This window comes from Pseudomonas sp. BF-RE-22, from assembly GCF_019956155.1.
GTDB lineage: Bacteria > Pseudomonadota > Gammaproteobacteria > Pseudomonadales > Pseudomonadaceae > Aquipseudomonas > Aquipseudomonas migulae.
Genome location: NZ_JAHBDD010000048.1, coordinates 1 through 15711, shown reverse-complemented (window position 1 = coordinate 15711; position 15711 = coordinate 1). Strand labels below are relative to the sequence as shown.

Below are 15711 nucleotides of genomic sequence, written 5' to 3'. Positions count from 1 at the left end.
AGGCACCGATGGAGGTCAACGATGACGTGGGAAGCTTGGCCTCTGGTCCTTCCCCCAGCGAGCTCACACCGGGCAAAAAAAAAAGGCGACTGCTGGCACAGTCGCCGAAAAAACCGGTGTTGTCGACACCGGTCGAGGACACCACCACAGTGAGGAGTCAACCGCGGTGCAGCCCTCTGTCAAAAAGCGTTTTGCGTCGGGTGTCAAAGGCCCCAGTGCAGCAACAACAGCACCAGCACGACGAGGAACACCGTCTCCCCCACCATCAACAGGATCGGCTTGATACCCACCGCCGCCAGCTCCTTGAGTTGGGTCTTCATGCCCAGGGCACTGATGGACACCACCAGGCACCAGCGCGACAGCTCATTGATCGAGCCCTGCACCACCGGGGCCACCCAGCCGGTGCTGTTGATGCACGCCAGCAACAGGAAACCGACGGCGAACCACGGCAGCAACGGCGGTCGCTTGCCGGTCGGATCGGCGCCCTGCATGCGGGTGATCATCGCGGCGGTGACGATCACCGGCAGCAGCATGGCGACCCGCATAAGCTTGACCACCGTGGCCGTATCGCCAGTCTCGGTCGACATGCTGTAACCGGCGCCGACCACCTGGGCCACGTCATGGATGGTCGCCCCGAGAAACACCCCGGCCACTTGCGGCGACAGTTGCAGCCAATTGGCAATCATCGGGTACACGATCATCGCCAGAGTCGACAGCGCCGACACCCCAATCACCGTGAACAAGGTCGCGCGTTCTTTCTGCGGATGATTGGGCAGCGCTGCCGCCAGCGCCAACGCGGCCGATGCACCACAAATCGCGGTAGCCCCTCCGGTGAGCATGCCGAACAAACGCTGGAAGCCCAGCGCCTTGGCAGCGATCACTGAAACGCCGATGGTCACCACCACCAGAATCACCACCAGCGCCACTGGCTTCCAGCCCAGCGCAGCCATCTGTTCAAGGGTGATGCGCATGCCCAGCAGCGCCACGCCGATGCGCAACACGGTGCGCGCCGTGAATTCGATGCCGGCCTTGCAGGCACCGTCGCCGGCCAGAAAATTCAGGGCCATGCCCAATAGCAAGGCAAACAGCATCACCGGCGCACCGTAGTGCTCGGACAAAAAGGACGCGGCCGCCGCCACGATCAGACTGACGACAAAACCCGGCGCCAGTTCGCGCGTTCGGCTGTGGATACGGGTGAGAGCGATGGCGCTCATGGCGCGGCCTCCTCGGGAACAATGACGATGAATGCCTGGCCGTCGATGATCTCGACCGGGTAGTTGGCGACTTTGACTGCGGTGGAATTGAGCAGGTAACCGCTGCGCAGATCGAAGCGCAGACCATGGGCGCAACACTGAATCACTCGCCCCTCAAGTCGCCCGCCACACAGCGAAGCGCCCTGGTGCGGGCAACTGTCGTCGATGGCGAACAAGTCACCTTCGACGTTGAACAGCGCCAGGCTTTTGTCATCGAATTCGAACAGTGCACGACCGCCGACCTGCGGGTGTTTGCCGGCAGGCACGGGGATACGCCGGGTCATACAGGTTGCCGCTCGTAATCACTTTCTTTCAGTGCCTGGCTCATGGCCCCGAGCAACACCGCTGCAGGTTGCGCGCCCACCACCGTCATGCGGCGATCGAACTGAAAGCCCGGTACGCCACTGCTCGCCTCGGGTGATCCAGCAAATGGAGTGGCGTCGCCCGTCAGGCAGTCAGCCAAGACCTGCGCATCAATGCCGCAGGAGCGGGCAATGGCGAGCAAGGTCTCGCGGCAACCAAGGTTTTCGCGTTTGCGGAAATAAGCGGCGAACAGCCGCTCTAGCAACATTTCACTCTGGGCAGCGTTGCCCAGCGCGCTGACCCGCTCGAACAGGCGATGGGCGTCTGCGGTATTGGGCATCGTCTCGATCTGGCCAAGGTCGATGCTCAGTCCAACCGCCGCGGCAGCCTTTTGTACCTGGGCCTGGCGCATGGTCATGGCATCGGCATTGCCCAGGCGCTTGCGGTAGAAATCGACGAAGGGCTCACCCTCCAACGGCAACTGCGGCAGCAACTGCACGCCATGCCACTGCGTGCTGATCTGCACATCCGGATGGCGACTGCGAAACTGTACCTGCGCATGCTCCAGTTGGCGTTTGCCGATCAGGCACCAAGGGCAGATAAAATCGAAAAACACATCAATCTGTAGACGACGACTCACAACTTCACCTCTAACCCGGCTTCGCTGACGGGGTCAGGCACACGCTGACCCTGAAGGCGGGCAATATCTTTGTGGTAATGACACTTGGCATAAAAGAACACGGCCGCTGCCGCGAGGCTGACCAATGGCACCAGCTGGAAAGCGGCATGCAGGCCGATGAGGTCCGACACCCTTCCTGTGATGAACGGCCCCGGCGCCAGTCCCAGCATGTTGTTGGCCAATGTCAGCGTGGCGAAGGCCGTGCCATGGACCGAGTAATGGGTCAGGTTGGCGACCATCGCGCCAGCCGGGCCGGTGGTGCCGGTGGCAATCAGCATGCCCAGGCAAATCAGTGCCAGTTGCATAGGCCCTGCCGTCATTGCGAACGCCGCCGACAGCAGCAGGCAACTGCCCAGGCAAAAGGCGATGGCCAGGCTGACCTTGCGTTCCGGCGAGTTGCGACATAGCCGATCGCTGAGCATGCCGCACACAATCATCCCCGCACCGCTGCACAGCACGATGATCGCCGCCATGGCGCCGGCTTTGTCCGTCGGCATGTCGTAGTAGCGATTGAGGTAGCTGGGAATCCACACCATCACCGTGCCGCCGACGAACAGCTGCAAGCCGCTGGCGACGTAGGTCGCTACCACCGAACGACTGGACCACAGCGTACGCAGCGGACGCTTGGCCCCCGCGACAGCCTTGGCGACCCGTTGCGGTGCGATGCGCGCTTCCTTGACGATGATCGGATAAAGCATCGCCAGCACCAGACCAAACAGCGCCATGCCGGCGAACGACCAGCGCCAGCCTAGCTTGGCCGCGATGGCACCGCCCAACGCCATGCCCAGCACCGAGCCGAACATGCCGCCCGCCATGAACGCGCTGGCCAGGGTGGCGCGCATGTGTTTCGGAAACACCGAAATCACCACGGCGATACCGACGCTGCCATAAGCCGCTTCACCGACGCCGACCATGAACCGGGCAATGAACATTTGCTGGTAATCCTGCGCCAATGCGCAGCCCAGCGTGGCCAGGCTCCACAGCAACGCCATCAGCGCCAGGCTCTTGACTCGTCCAAAGCGGTCAGCCATCAACGACAGCGGGAATGTCAGCAGGCCGACCATCAAGGCAACGATGCCGCTGAGCAACCCGAGCTGGCCGTCGCTCAGGGCCCACTCGCTCTTGAGCAGCGGGAATACCGCGTTCAGCACCTGACGCGACATGTAATCGGAAATCAACAGGCCGAACGTCAATGCAAAAACGATCCAGGCATATTGGCGCGAAACGCCGACGCAACCTGCGTCGTCATCGTCAGCGGCGATTGGGTGAAAGGCCATGCAGCCTCCTCAATGCTTTTATTTATTGTTGTTATCAAGCGTGTTGCAGTGCGGTGGACGAGAGGTTGCGGCCCCTCGTCCGGACCGCCGGTCAGCCGCGTTGCGGCACACCCTTTTGCCCAGCCTTGCGGTTGGGGGCCATACCGTTGGCCAGCAGGGTCTGCTCGATGCTGTCGTACTTCACACCGATGCGATAAATCTCGCGGGCTTCTTTGCCCGTGGCGATTTCGCGACCCAGTTCATGGGCAATGCGCACGGTTTGCTGGATCTGCGCCACCGAGCCGAAGCGATCACCCTTGTGATCAATGATAGTGTCTTCATTGCCCACGCGCGGGTGCATGCCCATGGCCATCGACATGGTGTTGAACGGCATGACGTTCTTGAGCAGCGACTCGGAGGTCAGGGTGCAGCCGTTCGGCGCGCGGTGGATGAAATTGAAGAAGTTGAACGGGTTCGGGCCGTCGAAACCGCCACCGATGCCGATCCAGGTCAGGTTCAGCGGGCCCTTGTAGATGCCCTTGCGCACCAGGCGCTCGAGGGTTTCCAGGGCATGCATGCCGGTCAGCTGGAAGTGCGGCTGGATGTCGTTGTCCATCAGGCGCTTGAGGTGCTCGGCAACCCAGGCCGGGCCGGCCGGTACGGTCATTTCGCTGTAGGCAGCCTGGATCAACGGGTTAGCCAGTGAGGTACCTTCCAGGTATTGCGGATACAGCAGCTCCATGATGTTCATCTGGGTGGTGTTGATCGCCACCGTGACCTGATCCGGTTTTGGCGTCAGCTCGGCCAGCATGTGGCGGGTATCGTCGGACAGCCATTTGGCGGCTTCGCCATCACTTTCCGGGGCGAAGGAAATCGAACCGCCGACCTGGATGATCATGTCCGGCACGGCTTCGCGCACGCCGGCGATCAGCTCGTTGAACTTCGACAGGCGCTTGGAGCCCTTGCCGTCCAGTTCACGCACATGCAGGTGCAGCACGGTGGCGCCGGCTTCATAGCAATCGACCGCTTTCTGGACTTGCTCGTCCATGGTCAGCGGGATGTCTTCCGGGAAATCTTCAGGCATCCATTCCGGGCCGTACGGGGCCACGGTGATGACCACTTTTTCCATGTTTTCCGGGTGCAGGGAATCGTCGAAGAATTGCATGATTTACTCCACTTTTTATGATTGTCCCGCCCACCCGGGATCGTGCCGGGCAGACGTGTTTACGAGTGCGTATGCAGAAAGGGTCGATCAGTAGGTCTTGTCGCCGATGATCCCGGCGCGCTCCATCTTGCGATGGCACGGCGGGTAATCCATGACGGCGTAGTGCTGGGTACTGCGGTTGTCCCAGATGGCGATGCTGTTGGGCTTCCAGCGCCAGCGCACCTGATACTCGGGGATGTACGCCTGGCTGATCAGGTAGCGCAGCAATTCGCTGGCGCCGGGGTTGGCGTCCTGGCCGAAGCGCACCCGCTCAGAGGTGTGGTAGTTGCTGATGTGGGTGGTGAAGGCGTTGACGAACAGCACCTTCTCGCCGGTTTCCGGGTGGGTGCGCACCACCGGGTGCTCGGCGTCCGGGTACATCGCCTTGAGCGCCAGGCGTTTCTCGATCGGCATCGCCGCACCGAAACTCGCTTCGATGCTGTGACGGGCACGCAGGTCGGCGATTTTCACCTTCACGTCTTCCGGCAAACGCGCATAAGCCTCGACCATGTTGGCCCACATGGTGTCGCCGCCGACCGGCGGGCATTCCACGCAGCGCAACACGCACCCCATTGGCGGCGCCTCGCGCCAGGTGGCGTCGGTGTGCCAGGCGTTTTCATAGCGGTCCATCGGCTGGTCCGGATTCTTGTAGATGCGCACCAGCCCCGGATGATCCGGATCGCTGCCGGCCACCGGATGGTCTTCCAACTCACCAAAGCGGCGAGCGAAGGCCACGTGCTCGTCGCGAGTGATGTCCTGATCACGCAGGAACACCACCCGGTGCTTGAGCAACTGGGCACGAATCTCGGCAAACAGACCGTCGTCATGCACCGCGTCGGCGAGGTTCACGCCGATCAGTTCGGCGCCGATGTTGCAGGTCAATTGTTCGACTTTCATGGCTGGCCGCTCCTTAAATGACGAAAATCGACGAACCGGTGGTCTTGCGCGACTCAAGGTCGCGATGAGCCTGCACCGCGTCCTGCAAGGCATAGTGCTGGTTGATCTCGATCTTGATCCGGCCGCTGCCGACGTGGTCGAACAACTCACCGGCCAGGGCGGCTTTCTCCGCAGGGTCGGCGATGTAGTCAGCCAGGGCCGGACGGGTCAGGAACAACGAGCCTTTCATCGCCAGCATCACCGGGTCGAACGCAGGGATCGGACCGGATGCCGTGCCGACGCACACCATCAGGCCACGACGCTTGAGCGAATCCAGGGAGCCGGCGAAGGTGTTCTTGCCGACGCTGTCGAACACCACGTTGACGCCAACGCCAGCGGTCAATTCGCGAACGCGGGCGGCGACGTCTTCATGGCTGTAATTGATAGTATGGTCGCAACCGTGAGCCCGGGCGATTTGGGCCTTTTCCTCGGTCGAAACCGTGCCGATCACGTTCAAGCCGAGCAATTTGGCCCACTGCGAGACGATCAGGCCGACGCCACCGGCGGCGGCGTGCAGCAGAATGCTGTCGCCTTCCTTGAAGTCGTAGATGCGGCGCATCAGGTACGAAGACGTCAGGCCGCGCATGGTCATGGCCGCAGCGGTCTCGAAACTGATGGTTTCCGGCAGCTTGATCAACGGCGCGGCCGCGATCAGCCGTTCGGTGCTGTAGGCGCCAAGGGTGTTGAGGAAACCGGTATAGGTGACGCGGTCCCCCACCTGGACGTTGGTCACCCCTTCGCCAACGGCCTGGACCACACCGGACGCTTCAACCCCCATGCCGTTGGGCATCGGAATCGGGTAAGTGCCATTGCGAAAATAGGTGTCGGCATAATTAAGGCCTACAGCCACATGACGAAGACGAACCTGGCCTGGACCGGGATCGCCGACCTCGACCTCCTCATAACGGAGGACTTCGGGACCACCGGTTTCGTAGAAGCGTACGGCGTTGGCCATTTTTTCTTATTCTCCAGTCTGTACAGCGTCGATTTGCGCTGATTGGACTGTAGGACGCAGTCTGGTGAGCCGCTTCTCATCAGACGACACAGGCTTTTCATTTCATGACAGATGGTGGCGGGCATGGAACGCAATGCTGCGCTATGACCAGGTTGGACCTGCGTCAGATATCGTCATCCGCCGCCTTGGTTGTGACGATGAGGGGCTCGATACCCCAATCGCCGGGCACATTCCAGTCTTCGCCAAACATCTCGGCCGGATGCATCGTACGCTCGGAGCCATTGCCGCACGCCAACGACTTGGCCGGACAATACCGGTCGCACCCCCAGCAAATCCGCTCGGGGTGTTTGGGGTTGTCGGGGAAATTCTTGGCCATGCCGATCTCCGGTCTTTGAGAGGCGTTTTTCCAACCTACAGCCTCTGTGCAAAGTCGTCCTTGATGGATATCAAGCTATCGACATCGAGTGACTGCCCTCCCCCGATCATGATCCTGAGGCTAAGCTGATAACGGCCGAACAGACTTGGAGACGTCGCTCATGATCAATAAAAATCCTCACCCGAACGCAGAGACACCCGACCGTCCACCGCTGTCGACATGGGACGATCAAGACGCCGCAACATCCATCGATAGCGATGCCTTTATCGCCCCGCCTGCGCTGACAAACGCCGAACTGGTTCACTTGCGTGTCCGCGTGATTGCCCTGGAAAACCTGGTCATCGCGCTGCTGGCAGAAGGTTCGGAACGTCAGCTCGCCGTTGCCCGGGAAATGGCCGGCTACATTTCCCCCAGAGCCGGATTTACCCAGCATCCGTTGACCGTCCATGCGGCGGCACAGATGACCCACAGCGTCGAGCGCGCCCAGCGATTTCGCCGGCGCGACGAGCCGTCGGTTTAATTACTCAAAACTTGATAGCAATCATTATTGTTCGCAGCAAACCTTCCTAGACTCGGGTTCCTACTCGTCAGTGCCCAGGAAGAAATCATGCGTACCTCTCTCACACTCGCTTTGCTCTTGCTCGTACCACTGGCTCAGGCCAAGGAATACCCGATCGGCGAACCACAGCTGTGTCCGGGGCTGGAAGTCGGGGCGGTTTATCTGCAACCGATCGAGATGGAACCGGCGGGCATGATGCGCGCCACTGCGGATTCGGATGTGCACCTGGAGGCCGACATCCGCGCCACTGCGGATAATCACCAGGGCTTTCAGGAAGGCAGTTTCGTGCCCTATCTCAACGTCTCTTTCAATCTGAAAAAGCAAGGCAAAGACCCGGAACTCAAAGGCGATTTCCACGCCATGGTCGCCAACGACGGTCCGCACTACGGCGACAATGTGAAGCTGATGGGGCCGGGCAAATATCAACTCACCTTCACCATCCTGCCACCCGGTGGTCACGCCTCTCTCGGTCGCCACACCGACAAGGAAACCGGTGTCGCGCCCTGGTTCGAACGCTGCGAGCTGCACTACGAATTCGTCTACGCCGGCATTGGCAAAAAAGGTGGCTATTGAATGAAACGCCTGCAGGTTGCCTGCCTGCTGGTGGCTGGAGCCCTTGCGCCGTTGACCGCCCATGCCGAGTTGCCGAGCTACGAACTGATCCTGCGCGATGGTCACTTCACGCCGGCCTTGCTGGAGGTCCCGGCCGGGCAGCGATTCAAGATCGTCCTGAAAAACAACGGTCAGGGGCCGGCCGAATTCGAGAGCACACCGCTGCGGGTTGAAAAAGTCATGTCACCGGGCGTGACCACCTTTGTCGTCATTCACCCGCTCAGGCCCGGTCACTACCCGTTTTTCGACGAGTTCAATCCGCAACTGCCCGAGGGCGGCATCCTCGCGAAATAACCTGTCAGCGCACGGAGTTTTCATGAATCAATCAATGTTCATCGTCTGGCGCGAAAGCGTCGAGGCGTTGCTGGTGATCGGCATTCTCCAGGCCTGGGCCAGCCAGCAGTACCAGGGCCATCGACTGGTCAAATACTTGTGGGTCGGCGTGGGGCTGGGGTTGCTGCTCTCGGGTCTGTTGGCCGTGCTGATTCTGTTTGCCGGCGAGGCCATGAGCGGGTCGGCCAGTGAATGGTTCCAGGCCGCACTCGCGCTGGTTGCTAGCCTGTTGATGGTGCAGATGGTGGGCTGGATGCACCGTCACGGACGCTCCCTCAAACAGGATTTGCAGCGCCACGCCGACAGCCATCTGGCCCGGCAAGGCGGCATGGGGTTGTTGCTGCTGGCGATGCTTGCGGTCAGTCGTGAAGGCAGTGAAACGGTCGTGTTTCTCTATGGCGCCGGTGCTCAACTGCGAGGCCCGCAGCTCGGTTTGTTTGCCATCGGCGGCGCCATGGGGCTGGTGCTGTCGGCGTTGACCATCATCCTGCTGCACAGCAGTCGCCGGTTCATTTCGTGGCAACGATTCTTTGCCATCAGCGAAGTCATCCTGCTCATGCTCGGGGCCGCATTGCTGGTCAGTGGCACCGAGCGAATCGGCGGCCAACTGCTCGCCCTCGATCTGCCGGAGCAGGTTTACGGCGTCATTGGCGACGCGTTCTGGGACAGCAGCGTCTTACTGAGCGACAGCCATGGGCTCGGTGGTTTCCTCGCCGGTTTTGCCGGTTATCGGGCAACCCCCAGCGGCCTGACCTTGCTGGTATGGATCGGTTACTGGCTGGTCGTCGGCGGATGGCTACGGCAACGGACGATGGAAAAAGTCCCATGCCTGAACTGAGTTGGCACAATCGATGGCTCCAGCAAATGGGCGACGGGATGCGTCGCCATGCGCGGTTCATTCGTGCCGCGCAGTGGCTGGTTGTGGTGTTTTACGCAGTGCTGTTGGTGATCCCGCCGCTGCTGCCGCTGCCGGACAGTCAGGCACGGATGCTCGACAACCTGACCTTGCTTGCGCAGTTTTTGTTTTGGGGGATCTGGTGGCCGTTCGTGCTGCTGTCGATCGTGATGTTCGGTCGGCTCTGGTGTGGCGTGCTGTGTCCGGAAGGCTCGCTCAGCGAATGGGCCAGCCATTACGGCAAAGGCATGGGCGTGCCGCGCTGGTTGCGCTGGGGCGGCTGGCCGACCCTGGCGTTCTGCCTGACGACCCTCTATGGCCAGTTGATCAGCGTCTATGACTACGCCCAGGCGGCGCTGTTGATTCTGGGTGGTTCGACAGTCGCTGCGGTGGTCGTCGGGTTGTTGTTCGCCCGAGGCAAGCGGGTCTGGTGCCGTTACCTGTGCCCGGTCAGCGGCGTGTTTGCACTGCTCGCCCGCCTGGCGCCGGTGCATTTTCAGGTCAACGAACAACGCTGGATAGAAAACGCCCCGCCACGCCTGCCGCCCCCCAACTGCGCACCGTTGCTCGATATCCGACGCCTGCAAGGCGCCAGTGATTGCCATGCCTGTGGGCGCTGCAGCGGGCAACGCGGTGCCGTCCAGTTGATCGCCCGGTCGGGCAATCAAGAGATTCTTCACGCGACGTCGCAGACGCTATCCCCGTGGGATGCTCGCTTGCTGCTGTTCGGTGTGATCGGCCTGGCGATGGGCGCATTCCAGTGGACGGTCAGCCCCTGGTTCGTCGCCCTCAAACAAACGCTCGCCCAATGGCTGGTTGAACACGACCAGCTCTGGGCCTTGCAAGACAACGCGCCCTGGTGGCTGCTCACCCACTACCCGCAGCTCAACGACAGCTTCAGTTGGCTCGACGGGTTCAGCATCGTCACTTACCTGAGTTTGAGTTCGGTGCTGCTCGGCACCGTACTAATGGTTCTCTTGCGCCTGACCGCTCGACTGGCGGGTGATCGTGCACTGTATTGGCCCCTGGCGCTCACACTCACGCCCCTGGGTGGTGCGGGACTGTTTCTCGGGTTGTCGGCAACCACCGTGAAACTGCTGCGCTATGAAGGTTTGCTGCTGGAATGGGTGCAACCGGTCAGGGCCTGCCTGTTGGTGGCCGCGATAGGCTGGAGTTTGCTGCTGGGATGGAAGCGACTGAACCGCGAAAACCGCTCTCTGGCGCGGCGCATGTCGGGCAGCGCCTGCCTGCTGTTAGCCAATGGTTTGATCGGGTTTGGCTGGTGGTTGCAGTTCTGGGGCTGGTCCTGAGCGCCCACCTCCACAACCACCCGCCCGGGTGGTCTAGACCTTGAATCGCGCTACGGTCTGATGCAGCGCCCCGGCCATCTGTGCCAGTTCATGGCCAGCGGTGTCGGTGTGCTGCGCACCCAGCAAGACTTGCTCGGACAAGGTGCGAATCCCCACCAGATTGCGATCCACCTCACGCGCCACCAACGCCTGCTCCTCCGTGGCACTGGCAATCATCAGGTTGCGTTCATTGATCTGCGAGATGGACCGGGTGATCTGATCCAGTGCATCACCTGAGCGCTGCGCCACTTCCAGGGTGGCCCGCACCAGATGACTGCTGCTTTGCATGGCCGTCACCGCATGGCCGGTATCCTGGCGAATGTTGCCGATCATCTGCTCGATTTCCTGGGTGGACTCCTGCGTGCGATGCGCCAGCGCACGCACTTCATCGGCGACCACGGCAAAGCCGCGCCCGGCATCCCCGGCCCGTGCGGCTTCAATTGCCGCGTTGAGGGCCAGCAGATTGGTCTGCTCGGCGATGCTGCGAATCACGTCCAGGACTTTGCTGATGTCCTGCACCCGGCCCGCCAGTTGCTCGATGCGTTGCGAGGTGTCGGTGACGCCATCGGCCAGTTCGCCGATGGCGACCACGGTTTCCTGAACCTGTTCGCGGCCGCGCTGCGCGGTTTGCTCGGATTGTTTGGAGGCCTCGGAAGTACTGACCGCGTTGCGCGCCACTTCATCCACCGCAGCCGTCATCTGATTCACCGCCGCAGCCGCCTGCTCGATCTCCAGCCCCTGCAATTGCAGGTTGCTGGCGGTCTGGCTGCTGACGGCACTCAGTTCTTCGGAAGAGCTGGCTACCCGGTCTACCGAAGAAGCGATGTGCTTGACCATGGCATTCAGGCTTTGCTGCATCTGATGCATGTTCATCATCACACTGCCGTCGGCACTTGCACCCACCGGCACCTGAATCGTCAGGTCGCCCTCGGCGATTTCACTCAAGAACCGTGCGGCATCATCCGGCTCGCCACCCAATGGCCGGGTCACACTGCGCGTGACGACTATCGCAGCGGCAATCACCAGCGCCAGGCAGAACAGGAACAACCCGAGCATGTTACGCCGGGCATCGCTGTACAGTGCCTGCGCCGACTGTTCACGGTCGATGAAGATTTTCCCTTGCAGCGCCATCAACTCATCCAGGCTGCGATACACCTCGGCTTCGGCCGGTACGACTTTCTGCTTCAGCTGGGCCATGGCATCGTCGGAAGCCCCTTGCCGAATCAAGACCTGCACCTGGGTGAACGCGGCAACGTAGGCTTCGCGGTTCTTTTTCAAGGCCAGGTATGCGGCTTTGCCCTCTGGCAGATAGAACAGCGGCTCAAGGGTTTCGAGCGCCTGGGTGATGCGTTTCTTGGTGGCGTCGATCGACTGCTGCACTTGCTGATTGTCCTTGTTGATCAGCAAGTCCCGGGTGTTCCTGGCGTTATCGCGCACGCCCGTGGCAATGACCATGATCGGTTCGATCTTCGGCCAGTCCTGTTTGACGATGACCACCGCCTGTTCCTTGAGCGTTGCCAGATCGTGCAACGCGTAAAACGCCATGCCCATCAGCGCCAGCGGCGCGATTGCAAAGCCGATGACGATCCGTTGTGCCGTGGTTAATTTAGCCATATCAAATGCTCCCAGTTTGATACCTGCCTGATTGGCAGCGCATTTGAAATTCATGGTGGATGTCACTGTTGAACGTTGATTCGCAGGTTCGGTTACCCCCGTAACACGAACGCTGGAAACAACTCGCGCATCGCCTCCCAAAGATCGGGTAGCAAAGCCTGTGCCGAAACGCTCGGCAGCAGCGGATCGAACATCCGCTCGGTGCGCACCAGTTGCACGGCGAAGCGTTTGACGCCCAGCGCGCTCAATCGCTGCGCGAGGGTCAACAGACGTGCCGGTTCGACGAGATGCCAATGCACGGTGGTGCGGCATTCGTAGTCGACATCGCTGGCCAGCAGATGCTCGAGGCTGCGCCAGTTGGCTGTTCCGCTGCCCTCGACGCGGGTGATGGCCTGGCAATCCTCGGGCAATGCCTTGACGTCGAAGCCCACCCAGTCGGCCCCGGCCAGCGCCTTGGCGAACGCGGCCGGCTTGATGCCGGCGCTGTGCAAACCGATGCGAAATCCCATGGCGCGCACTTCATCCATGGCGCCGGGCAACGCGTCCTGCAAGGTCGGCTCACCGCCGCTGAACACCACGGCATCGAGCAGGTCCTGTCGACGTTGCAGAAACGCCATAACCCGCCGCCAATCCACTTCCTCGGTGCCACGAGGCGGGATCAGTTGCGGGTTATGGCAGTAACGACAACGCCAGGCGCACCCCTGGCAAAACAGCACGCAGGCGAGCTGTCCCGGATAGTCGATAGTGGTCAGGGGCACCATGCCCCCGACCCGCAGCATTCGACTCATTGGCGCCCGGCCACGGCCGCGCTTTCGGTGAAGTGCACCCGTTCGCGGTGCTCCGACTGTTTGCCCGGATTGAACGCCGACACCGGACGGTGATAACCCATCACCCGGGTCCAGACTTCGCAGCGTTGACGTTGAGCCTGGGGCAGTGTTTGCGATGCAATCATGGTGAAGCTCCTTGCGGTTGAGTGGATCGAAATCAGTGAACGGTGCCGGTTTGCTGTTCTTTGAGCAGCAGGATCTCGTCGCATTTGGGGCAGAACTCGTGCTCGCCATCGAGGTAGCCGTGCACCGGGCAGATGGAGAATGTCGGGGTCACGGTCAGGTACGGCAGGCGGAACCGCCCGAGGGCTTTGCGCACCAGTTGCTTGCAGGCTTGGGTCGAAGAAATCCGCTCGGCCATGTACAGATGCAAGACCGTCCCGCCGGTGTATTTGCATTGCAATTCGTCTTGCAGTTCCAGGGCCTCGAAGGGGTCTTCGGTGTAGCCCACGGGCAGTTGCGAGGAGTTGGTGTAATACGGCGCCTGCGCGCTGCCGGCCTGGAGAATGTCGGGATAGCGCTTGAGGTCTTCCTTGGCGAAACGGTAGGTAGTGCCCTCGGCCGGCGTCGCCTCGAGGTTGTAGAGGTGGCCGGTTTCTTCCTGGAAACGCACGAGCGTGGCGCGCACATGGTCCAGCATCCTCAGGGCAAACTGCCGGCCGTGCTCGGTGTGCATGCCCTCCTTGTCGCCGGTGAAATTGCGCAGCATTTCATGCAGGCCATTGAGGCCAATGGTCGAGAAATGGTTGCGCAAGGTGCCGAGGTAACGCTTGGTGTACGGGTACAAACCGGCATCCATGTGATGCTGAATCACCTTGCGCTTGACCTCCAGGCTCTCCATCGCCAGTTCCATCAGCGTGTCCAGACGCTTGAGCAAACCGCTGGTATCACCCTTGAATACATAACCCAGTCGCGCGCAGTTGATGGTCACCACGCCGAGCGATCCGGTCTGTTCCGCCGAGCCGAACAAGCCGCCACCGCGCTTGAGCAACTCGCGCACGTCCAGTTGCAAGCGGCAGCACATCGAACGTACCTGATTGGGTTGCATGTCCGAATTGAGGAAGTTCTGGAAATACGGCAAGCCGTAACGCGCAGTCATCTCGAACAGGCGGTCAGCGTTTTCACTGTCCCATGGAAAATCATGGGTGATGTTGTAGGTCGGGATCGGAAAGGTGAACACCCGCCCTTTCGCATCGCCAGCCTGCATCACCTCGATGTAGGCGCGGTTGAGCAGGTCCATTTCGGCTTGCAGGTCGCCATAGGCAAACGGCATTTCCTCACCGCCGATGATGGGGATCTGCTCGCGCAGATCCTGCGGGCAAACCCAGTCGAAGGTCAGGTTGGTAAAGGGCGTTTGCGTGCCCCAGCGCGACGGTACGTTTAGGTTGTAGATGAATTCCTGGATCGCCTGGCGTATCTGCTCGAAACCCAGCTGGTCCTTGCGCACATAGGGCGCCAGGTAGGTGTCGAACGAACTGAACGCCTGGGCACCGGCCCATTCGTTTTGTAGGGTGCCAAGGAAATTCACCATCTGCCCCAGGGCACTGCTCAGGTGCTTCGGCGGACCGGCTTCGACCCGTCCCGGCACACCGTTGAGCCCTTCGTGCAAGAGCGTGCGCAGCGACCATCCGGCGCAATAACCGGCGAGCATGTCGAGGTCGTGCACATGCAAATCCGCCTCGCGGTGGGCCTGGCCGATGGCTTCGCTGTAGACCTCGTCCAGCCAGTAGTTGGCGGTGACCTTGCCCGACACGTTCAGCACCAGCCCGCCCAAGGAATAGCCCTGATTGGCGTTGGCCTGGACCCGCCAGTCTTCACGGTCGAGGTATTCGTTCATGGAGGTGGCGACCTCGACCAGGGTCCGGCGGTCGCGGCGCAAGCGTCCATGCTGTTCGCGGTAGACGATGTAGGCGCGCATGGCGAAGAAAAAACCGGCGTCCATCAGCACCCGTTCGACACGGTCCTGGATCTGTTCGACATGCAGTCTCGGCAGCCCTTCCAGACGGGCGAGTACGGCCTCGAGCAGGCCTTCGGCTTCAACGTCGGTGTATTCCCCGGTTGCCCTGCCGGCAGCGATCAACGCCTGACGGATCTTGTCGGCGTCGAAGGCAACCAGGTCACCGTTGCGCTTGTGCAAACGGTTACTTCCTACTGAGATCAGCGTGCTTTGCATTCGGCCTCCAGATACTACATATAGATTTTTATTCATCTAAAAACACAACATGCAGTGGAGGTTACGGACAAAGGACGGATCTGCAATTGACCGATATCAAGATTTGGCGGTGATTGCTTAGCATTTGTTTTTGGTGTGTATATTCGTTGTTGTGGTGATGGCGGCTGGCGGTTTCGCCCTTACGGCGAGTCACTTGCAGAAGCGGCAAGTAACCAAGGGCTCTTGCCCCTTTCGTTCGGTGCCTCGCCTAGGCTCGGCATGCCCTCGCTCCGGTCCTGCTCCGTGGGCCCGCCGCCATCGGCCATCCATGGCCGGGGGCGGCTAACCCGGCATCCATGCCGGGTTGCCCACTGCGCAGAACCTCCACTCGGCCTCTCGAGGGGGCGC

Annotated in this window: 17 protein-coding genes; 5 read left to right on the top strand and 12 right to left on the bottom strand. The window is 61.1% G+C overall.

Annotation, left to right across the window (positions count from 1 at the left end):
- Positions 1-203: 203 nt before the first annotated feature.
- The 8 genes from KGA82_RS21850 to KGA82_RS21815 all read right to left on the bottom strand — a co-directional run bounded on the left by KGA82_RS21850 (position 204) and on the right by KGA82_RS21815 (position 6962).
- Complete coding sequence (locus KGA82_RS21850; protein WP_223452508.1) at positions 204-1214, bottom strand: YeiH family protein; 1011 nt, start codon at positions 1212-1214, stop codon at positions 204-206.
- Entirely contained in the window at positions 1211-1537 is a 327-nt protein-coding gene (locus KGA82_RS21845; RefSeq protein WP_008043850.1) for a Rieske (2Fe-2S) protein, read from the bottom strand. Before KGA82_RS21845 ends, KGA82_RS21850 begins: the two co-directional genes overlap by 4 nt.
- Entirely contained in the window at positions 1534-2196 is a 663-nt protein-coding gene (locus KGA82_RS21840; protein ID WP_223452507.1) for a DsbA family oxidoreductase, read from the bottom strand. Before KGA82_RS21840 ends, KGA82_RS21845 begins: the two co-directional genes overlap by 4 nt.
- Positions 2193-3512: an MFS transporter gene (locus KGA82_RS21835; protein WP_223452506.1), complete on the bottom strand. Its 1320-nt coding sequence runs from the start codon at positions 3510-3512 to the stop codon at positions 2193-2195. Before KGA82_RS21835 ends, KGA82_RS21840 begins: the two co-directional genes overlap by 4 nt.
- A gap of 91 nt (positions 3513-3603) precedes the next feature.
- Positions 3604-4656, bottom strand: a complete 1053-nt coding sequence (locus KGA82_RS21830) for a 3-keto-5-aminohexanoate cleavage protein (RefSeq protein ID WP_008032909.1) — start codon at positions 4654-4656, stop codon at positions 3604-3606.
- An 87-nt stretch (positions 4657-4743) separates the two neighbouring features.
- Positions 4744-5592, bottom strand: a complete 849-nt coding sequence (locus KGA82_RS21825) for a TauD/TfdA dioxygenase family protein (protein ID WP_223452505.1) — start codon at positions 5590-5592, stop codon at positions 4744-4746.
- Positions 5593-5605: 13 nt separating this feature from the next.
- On the bottom strand, positions 5606-6586 hold the full coding sequence (locus tag KGA82_RS21820; RefSeq protein WP_223452504.1) for a quinone oxidoreductase family protein: 981 nt from the start codon (positions 6584-6586) through the stop codon (positions 5606-5608).
- Between the two features lie 163 nt (positions 6587-6749).
- The gene (locus KGA82_RS21815) at positions 6750-6962 is read right to left on the bottom strand and encodes a DUF3079 domain-containing protein (protein ID WP_223452503.1); all 213 of its coding nucleotides are present in this window, start codon (positions 6960-6962) and stop codon (positions 6750-6752) included.
- A 160-nt stretch (positions 6963-7122) separates the two neighbouring features.
- Between KGA82_RS21815 and KGA82_RS21810 the strand changes: the two genes are divergently transcribed.
- The 5 genes from KGA82_RS21810 to KGA82_RS21790 all read left to right on the top strand — a co-directional run bounded on the left by KGA82_RS21810 (position 7123) and on the right by KGA82_RS21790 (position 10671).
- Positions 7123-7482 (top strand): hypothetical protein, encoded by a 360-nt coding sequence (locus KGA82_RS21810; protein WP_192226490.1) that lies wholly within the window; start codon positions 7123-7125, stop codon positions 7480-7482.
- An 87-nt stretch (positions 7483-7569) separates the two neighbouring features.
- On the top strand, positions 7570-8094 hold the full coding sequence (locus KGA82_RS21805; protein WP_223452502.1) for an iron transporter: 525 nt from the start codon (positions 7570-7572) through the stop codon (positions 8092-8094).
- Entirely contained in the window at positions 8095-8427 is a 333-nt protein-coding gene (locus tag KGA82_RS21800; RefSeq protein ID WP_008032923.1) for a cupredoxin domain-containing protein, read from the top strand. It begins immediately after the preceding gene.
- 22 nt (positions 8428-8449) lie between these two features.
- Positions 8450-9304, top strand: coding sequence for an FTR1 family protein (locus KGA82_RS21795; protein WP_223452501.1), 855 nt, complete (start codon positions 8450-8452; stop codon positions 9302-9304).
- Entirely contained in the window at positions 9292-10671 is a 1380-nt protein-coding gene (locus KGA82_RS21790) for a 4Fe-4S binding protein (RefSeq protein ID WP_223452500.1), read from the top strand. Before KGA82_RS21795 ends, KGA82_RS21790 begins: the two co-directional genes overlap by 13 nt.
- Before the next feature lie 33 nt (positions 10672-10704).
- Here KGA82_RS21790 and KGA82_RS21785 read toward each other — a convergent pair whose 3' ends face one another.
- The 4 genes from KGA82_RS21785 to KGA82_RS21775 all read right to left on the bottom strand — a co-directional run bounded on the left by KGA82_RS21785 (position 10705) and on the right by KGA82_RS21775 (position 15324).
- On the bottom strand, positions 10705-12324 hold the full coding sequence (locus KGA82_RS21785) for a methyl-accepting chemotaxis protein (protein WP_008032931.1): 1620 nt from the start codon (positions 12322-12324) through the stop codon (positions 10705-10707).
- Positions 12325-12416: 92 nt separating this feature from the next.
- Positions 12417-13112 carry an anaerobic ribonucleoside-triphosphate reductase activating protein gene (locus KGA82_RS21780; protein WP_008043833.1) on the bottom strand — a complete coding sequence of 232 codons (696 nt, stop codon included), beginning with the start codon at positions 13110-13112 and terminating at the stop codon, positions 12417-12419.
- Entirely contained in the window at positions 13109-13276 is a 168-nt protein-coding gene (gene nrdD / locus KGA82_RS29350; protein WP_008032934.1) for an anaerobic ribonucleoside-triphosphate reductase, read from the bottom strand. Before nrdD ends, KGA82_RS21780 begins: the two co-directional genes overlap by 4 nt.
- A gap of 32 nt (positions 13277-13308) precedes the next feature.
- On the bottom strand, positions 13309-15324 hold the full coding sequence (locus KGA82_RS21775) for a ribonucleoside triphosphate reductase (RefSeq protein ID WP_207286742.1): 2016 nt from the start codon (positions 15322-15324) through the stop codon (positions 13309-13311).
- Between the last annotated feature and the right edge of the window lie 387 nt (positions 15325-15711).

Excerpts from the sequence above, each read along its gene's own strand:
- KGA82_RS21850 (WP_223452508.1), bottom strand. The coding sequence starts at position 1,214 with ATGAGCGCCATCGCTCTCACCCGTATCCACAGCCGAACGCGCGAACTG.
- KGA82_RS21845 (WP_008043850.1), bottom strand. The coding sequence starts at position 1,537 with ATGACCCGGCGTATCCCCGTGCCTGCCGGCAAACACCCGCAGGTCGGC.
- KGA82_RS21835 (WP_223452506.1), bottom strand. The coding sequence starts at position 3,512 with ATGGCCTTTCACCCAATCGCCGCTGACGATGACGACGCAGGTTGCGTC.
- KGA82_RS21830 (WP_008032909.1), bottom strand. The coding sequence starts at position 4,656 with ATGCAATTCTTCGACGATTCCCTGCACCCGGAAAACATGGAAAAAGTG.
- KGA82_RS21825 (WP_223452505.1), bottom strand. The coding sequence starts at position 5,592 with ATGAAAGTCGAACAATTGACCTGCAACATCGGCGCCGAACTGATCGGC.
- KGA82_RS21820 (WP_223452504.1), bottom strand. The coding sequence starts at position 6,586 with ATGGCCAACGCCGTACGCTTCTACGAAACCGGTGGTCCCGAAGTCCTC.
- KGA82_RS21815 (WP_223452503.1), bottom strand. The coding sequence starts at position 6,962 with ATGGCCAAGAATTTCCCCGACAACCCCAAACACCCCGAGCGGATTTGC.
- KGA82_RS21810 (WP_192226490.1), top strand. The coding sequence starts at position 7,123 with ATGATCAATAAAAATCCTCACCCGAACGCAGAGACACCCGACCGTCCA.
- KGA82_RS21805 (WP_223452502.1), top strand. The coding sequence starts at position 7,570 with ATGCGTACCTCTCTCACACTCGCTTTGCTCTTGCTCGTACCACTGGCT.
- KGA82_RS21800 (WP_008032923.1), top strand. The coding sequence starts at position 8,095 with ATGAAACGCCTGCAGGTTGCCTGCCTGCTGGTGGCTGGAGCCCTTGCG.
- KGA82_RS21795 (WP_223452501.1), top strand. The coding sequence starts at position 8,450 with ATGAATCAATCAATGTTCATCGTCTGGCGCGAAAGCGTCGAGGCGTTG.
- KGA82_RS21790 (WP_223452500.1), top strand. The coding sequence starts at position 9,292 with ATGCCTGAACTGAGTTGGCACAATCGATGGCTCCAGCAAATGGGCGAC.
- KGA82_RS21785 (WP_008032931.1), bottom strand. The coding sequence starts at position 12,324 with ATGGCTAAATTAACCACGGCACAACGGATCGTCATCGGCTTTGCAATC.
- KGA82_RS21780 (WP_008043833.1), bottom strand. The coding sequence starts at position 13,112 with ATGAGTCGAATGCTGCGGGTCGGGGGCATGGTGCCCCTGACCACTATC.
- nrdD (WP_008032934.1), bottom strand. The coding sequence starts at position 13,276 with ATGATTGCATCGCAAACACTGCCCCAGGCTCAACGTCAACGCTGCGAA.
- KGA82_RS21775 (WP_207286742.1), bottom strand. The coding sequence starts at position 15,324 with ATGCAAAGCACGCTGATCTCAGTAGGAAGTAACCGTTTGCACAAGCGC.